The organism is Bradyrhizobium sp. 23, assembly GCF_023073295.1.
Taxonomy (GTDB): Bacteria; Pseudomonadota; Alphaproteobacteria; order Rhizobiales; family Xanthobacteraceae; genus Bradyrhizobium; species Bradyrhizobium canariense_D.
Genome location: NZ_JADPJF010000042.1, coordinates 357,913 through 363,871 on the forward strand (window position 1 = coordinate 357,913; position 5,959 = coordinate 363,871).

The following is a 5,959-nucleotide window of genomic DNA, read 5'->3' on the forward strand; positions in this document are numbered from 1 at the left end:
GGGTTGGGCTATGACTGTGGCTACGTCGCCGCCAGCTTGACGCCGAGCCGTCCCGCAAGCTCCTGGACGAACTGCCAGGCGACACGGCCCGAGCGCGAGCCGCGCGTCGTCGACCATTCAAGTGCCTCGCGTTCCAGGGCGTCATCGTCGATCTTCACGCCGAAATGGCTGCAATAGCCCCGCACCATGGCGAGATATTCGTCCTGGCTGCACCGGTGGAAGCCGAGCCAGAGACCGAAGCGATCCGACAGCGAGACCTTCTCCTCGACGGCTTCGCCGGGATTGATCGCGGTCGAGCGCTCGTTCTCGATCATCTCGCGCGCCAGCAGATGGCGGCGGTTGGAGGTGGCGTAGAGGATGACGTTCTCCGGCCGCCCCTCGATGCCGCCTTCGAGCACCGCCTTGAGCGATTTGTAGGACGCATCATTGCCGTCGAACGAGAGGTCGTCACAGAACACGATGAAACGGAAGGATGAGGCGCGAAGCTGTTCCATGAGGGCGGGCAGGCTCTCAATGTCCTCGCGATGAATCTCGATCAGCTTCAGTCTGTCGGCCGGTTTGCGCTCCGCGTTGATGCTGGCATGCGCCGCCTTCACCAGCGACGACTTGCCCATGCCGCGCGCGCCCCAGAGCAGCGCGTTGTTGGCGGGCAATCCGTTGGCGAAACGCTCGGTGTTCTCCATCAGGATGTCGCGCATCCGGTCGACGCCCTTGAGCAGGAACATTTCGACGCGGCTGACCCGCGGCACCGCCGCAAGGCGGCCGTCCGGGTGCCAGACGAAAGCATCCGCCTGCTTGAACGACTCGCGTTCGGCGGCGGGCTTGCCTTGCGCGGAGAGGTGCGCCGCAATCGTCTCCAGCGCGCGAACGATGCGCTGCTGGGAGACGTTTTGGTTCGTCTTGGACGTCGTCTTGGAAATCGTCTTGGAAGCCGCCTTGAGGGCCACCTTGGGACGTTTTGCCGCGACGCCGGCTGCCTTCGCGGCAGGGGTGCGAGGGCCTTTGCCGGCCGGGCTTTTGCTTGGTTTTTGGGGCATGTCCGAAGTTCCTGAGAATGCAGCCTTATCGGGCCTGTGCGCGCGCCGCAAGGTGGCTAAAAGGGCGGTCTGGCAGCGTTGCAATTGGGGCAATGGCCGCTATAGTCCGCGCGAATTTGACCGAACCGGTCGCCATTTGGGCCTGACCGGTTTTCCCCCGTTCTCACGAGGATCGTCCGAATGCTGATTACCCCTGCGTATGCCCAGGCTGCGGGCGCCGGCGACACCAGCGGCATGTTGATGTCGCTGCTGCCGTTCGCCCTGATCTTCGTGATCATGTACTTCCTGATTCTGCGTCCGCAGCAGAAGAAGGTCCGTGACCACGCCGACCTGGTGAAGAACATCCGCCGCGGCGACACCGTCGTGACCTCGGGCGGTCTCGTCGGCAAGGTCACCAAGGTCGTCGACGACGACCAGATCGAGTTCGAGATCGCCGATGGCGTGCGCGTGCGGCAGATGCGCTCGATGGTCTCCGGCGTACGCGCCAAGGGCGAGCCGGCCAAGGAATCCAAGGAAAGCGCCAAGGAAGACGCCGCGTCGAAGTGAGTGCTTCCGCGAGTCTCTCAAGTTTTCCTGCAAATCTCCTGATCTGACAGGTCCAGTCGATGTTGTATTTCACGCGGTGGAAGGCGCTCGGGATTATCCTGACGGCGCTGATCGTGTGCCTCTGCGCGGTCCCGAACTTCTTCCCCGAAGCGCAGGTCAAGACCTGGCCCGCCTGGGCGCAGCGTCGGCTCGTGCTCGGCCTCGATCTTCAAGGCGGCTCCTATCTGCTGCTCGAGGTCGACGGCAACTATGTGAAGAAGGAGCGGCTCGACCAGGTCCGCGACGACGTTCGCCGGACGCTGCGCGATGCCAAGATCGGCTTCACCGGCGGCGTCACCGTGCGCAACGACGCGGCCGAGGTTCGGATCACCAAGGAATCCGATCTGCAGCCTGCGCTCGCCAAGCTGCGCGAGCTGTCCCAGCCGCTGGGAGGACTGGTCGGATCCAGCGGTCAGCGCGACCTGGATGTGACTGACGCCGGCGGTGGCGTGATCCGCCTTACGATCCCACAGGCCGCGATGCTCGACCGCATGCGCAAGACGATCGAGCAGTCGATCCAGATCGTCGAACGCCGCGTCAACGAGCTCGGCACCGTCGAGCCTGTCATCCAGCGCCAGGGTAACGACCGCATCCTGGTGCAGGTCCCCGGCCTCCAGGACCCGACTCGTCTGAAGGAATTGCTGGGCAAGACCGCGAAGATGGAATTCCGCATGGTCGATACGTCGGTGCCGCCCGATCAGGCGCAGCAAGGACGTTTGCCGCCGGAATCCGAGCTTCTGATGAGCGCGTCACCGCCGCCCACACCCTATGTGGTCAAGAAGCAGGTGCTGGTCGCCGGCGGCGACCTGACCGATGCCCAAGCGAGCTTCGACCAGCGCACCAGCGAACCCGTCGTGAGTTTCAAGTTCAATACGTCGGGCGCGCGCAAGTTCTCGCAGGCCACGCAAGAGAACGTCGGGCTGCCTTTTGCGATCGTGCTCGACAACAAGGTCATCTCGGCTCCCGTGATCCGCGAGCCCATCACCGGCGGACAAGGCCAGATCTCGGGCAGTTTCACGGTGCAATCGGCCAACGATCTCGCGATCCTGCTGCGCGCCGGCGCGCTGCCGGCACCGCTCACGGTGGTCGAGGAGCGCACCGTCGGTCCGGGCCTCGGCCAGGACTCGATCGAAAAGGGCGAGCTCGCCGCCTATGTCGGCTCGATCTTGGTCATCATCTTCATGCTCTTGACCTACCGGCTGTTCGGCGTGTTCGCCAACATCGCGGTGGCCATCAACGTCGCCATGATCTTCGGCCTGTTGTCGCTTCTCAACGCCACGCTGACGCTGCCCGGCATCGCGGGCATCGTGCTCACCGTCGGTATCGCGGTCGATTCCAACGTGCTGATCTACGAGCGCATCCGCGAGGAGTTGCGTGGCGGCCGCAACGCGATCTCGGCGATCGACGCCGGCTTCAAGCGGGCGCTTGCGACCATCCTCGATTCCAACATCACCACTTTTATTGCCGCCGCGGTGCTGTTCTACATCGGTACCGGTCCGGTGCGCGGCTTCGCCGTGACGCTCGGAATCGGCATCATCACCACGGTGTTCACCGCTTTCACCCTGACCCGGCTGATCGTGGCCTGGTGGGTGCGGTGGAAGCGGCCGCAGAGCGTGCCGATCTAGGAGCCTGATCGTGAATCACACTGTTCTCATCGGGCTCGGCGTCCTCATTGCCATTCTCACCGTGGTTGCGGCATTCGGCTGGCTGCCGTCGCTGCGCATCGTCCCCGACGATACCCATTTCGACTTCACGCGTTTTCGCCGGATCAGCTTCCCGATCTCGGCGGCGTTGTCGATCGTCGCGATCACGCTGTTCTTCACCCATGGACTGAATTTCGGCATCGACTTCCGCGGCGGCACCCTACTGGAGGTGCAGGCCAAGTCCGGCACCGCCGATATTGCGGCGATGCGTACGACGTTGGATGCCCTGCGTCTGGGCGAAGTCCAGTTGCAGCAATTCGGCGGCCCCGCCGATGTCCTGATCCGTGTCGCGGAGCAGCCGGGCGGCGACGCCGCCCAGCAGGAGGCCGTGCAGAAGGTCCGCACCGCGCTTGGCGATTCCGTCGACTATCGCCGCGTCGAGGTGGTGGGACCGCGCGTATCGGGCGAATTGCTCGCCTACGGCATGCTCGGCCTGATGCTGGCGATCGTCTCGATCCTGATCTACCTCTGGTTCCGATTCGAGTGGCAGTTCGCGCTTGGCGCCATGATCGCCAACGTGCACGACATCGTGCTCACGATCGGGTTCATGTCGATCAGTCAGGTCGATTTCGACCTGACCAGCATCGCGGCGCTTCTGACGATTTTGGGCTATTCGCTCAACGACACCGTCGTCATCTACGACCGCATCCGTGAAATGCTGCGGCGCTACAAGAAGATGCCGATGCCGCAGCTCCTCAACGAATCAATCAACTCGACGCTGTCGCGCTCGATCATCACCCATTTCACTGTGACGCTGGCGCTGCTGGCCCTGCTGCTGTTCGGCGGCCATGCCATCCACAGCTTCACCGCGGTCATGATGTTCGGCGTGGTGCTGGTCGGCACCTATACCTCGATCTTCATTGCGGCCCCGATCCTGATCTATCTCGGCGTCGGCGAGCATCGCGAGGATGCGGTCGATAAGGCTACGCCGGCGAAGAAAAGCAAGGCATGATCCGAACCGCATGCCCTCGCAGGAGTTTGGGAGGGCAGTAAGCTCATTCGGACGAAGCTCATGGCCGGCGATCCCAACGCACCGCATTTCCCCCGCTCGGCGCCGATCGAAGCCTATGGCAAGGGCGGCTTTGCCTTTGCCGGCATGTCGCATCGGGGATCGCTGCTTTGCCTGCCCGACGCGATCTGGGCCTGGGACATAACGGACCCTGCAAAGATCGACCGCTATTCGCTGGATCGAGTCTTCAAGTCTGCCAACAGCATCGACACGCTCCTGGTCGGCACCGGAACCGGGGCCTGGCTGCCGCCGCCGGAACTGCGCCAGGCGCTCAAAGCGGCGAGGGTGGTGCTGGATGCGATGCAGACCGGTCCCGCCGTGCGTACCTACAACATCATGATGGGCGAACGGCGGCGCGTCGCGGCCGCGCTGATCGCCGTGCCATGAGTGGCTCCGCGCCGCCGCCGGATTCTGCTGCGTTCTGTGCTGACCTCGTGCGCAGCCACGACTTTCCGCACTATGCCGCGACCCTGTTCGCGCCCGCTGCCGAGCGCCGCGGGCTGCTGGCGCTCTATGCCTTCAATGTCGAGATCGTCCGCGTCCGCGATCAGGTGAGCCAGCCCTTGCCCGGTGAAATCCGCCTGCAATGGTGGACCGACATGCTGTCGGGCCAAGTCCATGGCAGTGCCGAGGGCAATCCGGTGGCGGCGGAGCTGCTCCGCGCAATCCGTGATTTCGACCTGCCGGTCGAGCCGCTGTCGCTGCTCGCCGACGAGCATCAATTCGATCTCTACAACGACCTAATGCTAACAATGGCGGCGCTGGAGGGCTACCTCGCGGCGACCTCATCGGCGCTGTTCGATCTCGCCGCCCGGATCATGGGACCAGCGTCGGCGGCGGCCGAGCATCTCGCCCGCCATGCCGGGCTGGCGCAGGGCATCGTACAGGTCATCGCCAATCTGCCGCGCGATGCGGCGCGCCGGCAATTGTTCCTGCCGCAGCAGGTGCTGGCGAGCCACGATTGCGACGTGGAAGACGTGTTCGCCGGAAAGGAGACGCCAAACTTGCGCGCCGCGCTGGGCCAACTCTCGGGCGAGGCGCAGCAACATTTGACGACGGCCTTGTCGCTGCTGGTGGAGGTGCCGGCATCAGTGCGTCCAGCGTTCCTTCCGCTCGGACAAGCGCGGGCCGACCTCAAGCGCCTGTCGCAACCCGGGCGCAATCCATTTACGCCGCAACCGTCATCGCGGCTGCGTACGCTGTGGACGCTGTGGCGGGCTTCACGTTCGCGGGAATTTACCAAATAGCGGTTGGCTTATCGCCGGAGCCGCGCAAATGCTCTATGCTGTCCTATGGCTGAGTTGTCCCAAACCATATCTTCCGATCTGGGCGGCCTTCCGGTCGTACCGGCCGACATCCATGCCGCCGCCGAGACGATCCGCGGCGCCGTCGTCGAGACGCCCTGTAGCTACAGCCGCACGCTGAGCAATATCTGCGGCTGCGACATCTGGCTGAAATTCGAGAACCTCCAGTTCACGTCCTCGTTCAAGGAGCGCGGCGCGCTCAACCGCCTCAAGGCGCTGACGCCGGAGGAGCGCGCGCGGGGCGTCGTCGCGATGTCGGCGGGTAACCACGCGCAGGGCGTCGCCTATCACGCCAAGCGGCTCGGCATTCCCGCCACTATC

Annotated in this window: 7 protein-coding genes; 6 read left to right on the forward strand and 1 reads right to left on the reverse strand. The window is 64.2% G+C overall.

Going from position 1 to position 5,959, the window contains the following annotated elements; translation table 11 throughout:
- Window positions 1-20: 20 nt before the first annotated feature.
- Window positions 21-1,037, reverse strand: a complete 1,017-nt coding sequence (locus tag IVB32_RS11495) for an ATP-binding protein (RefSeq protein ID WP_018458021.1) — start codon at window positions 1,035-1,037, stop codon at window positions 21-23.
- 180 nt (window positions 1,038-1,217) lie between these two features.
- Between IVB32_RS11495 and yajC the strand changes: the two genes are divergently transcribed.
- The 6 genes from yajC to IVB32_RS11525 all read left to right on the forward strand — a co-directional run.
- On the forward strand, window positions 1,218-1,583 hold the full coding sequence (yajC, locus tag IVB32_RS11500; protein ID WP_007610701.1) for a preprotein translocase subunit YajC: 366 nt from the start codon (window positions 1,218-1,220) through the stop codon (window positions 1,581-1,583).
- 59 nt (window positions 1,584-1,642) lie between these two features.
- A complete protein-coding gene (gene secD, locus IVB32_RS11505) occupies window positions 1,643-3,247 on the forward strand; it encodes a protein translocase subunit SecD (protein ID WP_018458020.1) in 1,605 nt (534 codons plus the stop codon).
- Window positions 3,248-3,257: 10 nt separating this feature from the next.
- A complete protein-coding gene (gene secF, locus IVB32_RS11510) occupies window positions 3,258-4,277 on the forward strand; it encodes a protein translocase subunit SecF (RefSeq protein WP_018458019.1) in 1,020 nt (339 codons plus the stop codon).
- A 60-nt stretch (window positions 4,278-4,337) separates the two neighbouring features.
- Window positions 4,338-4,721 carry an Mth938-like domain-containing protein gene (locus IVB32_RS11515; protein ID WP_247296622.1) on the forward strand — a complete coding sequence of 128 codons (384 nt, stop codon included), beginning with the start codon at window positions 4,338-4,340 and terminating at the stop codon, window positions 4,719-4,721.
- Window positions 4,718-5,581 (forward strand): phytoene/squalene synthase family protein, encoded by an 864-nt coding sequence (locus IVB32_RS11520; protein WP_247296624.1) that lies wholly within the window; start codon window positions 4,718-4,720, stop codon window positions 5,579-5,581. The genes IVB32_RS11515 and IVB32_RS11520 overlap by 4 nt, the downstream gene beginning before the upstream one ends.
- A 45-nt stretch (window positions 5,582-5,626) precedes the next feature.
- Window positions 5,627-5,959 (forward strand): pyridoxal-phosphate dependent enzyme (locus tag IVB32_RS11525; RefSeq protein ID WP_247410385.1); only part of this gene is annotated, 333 nt, incomplete at its 3' end.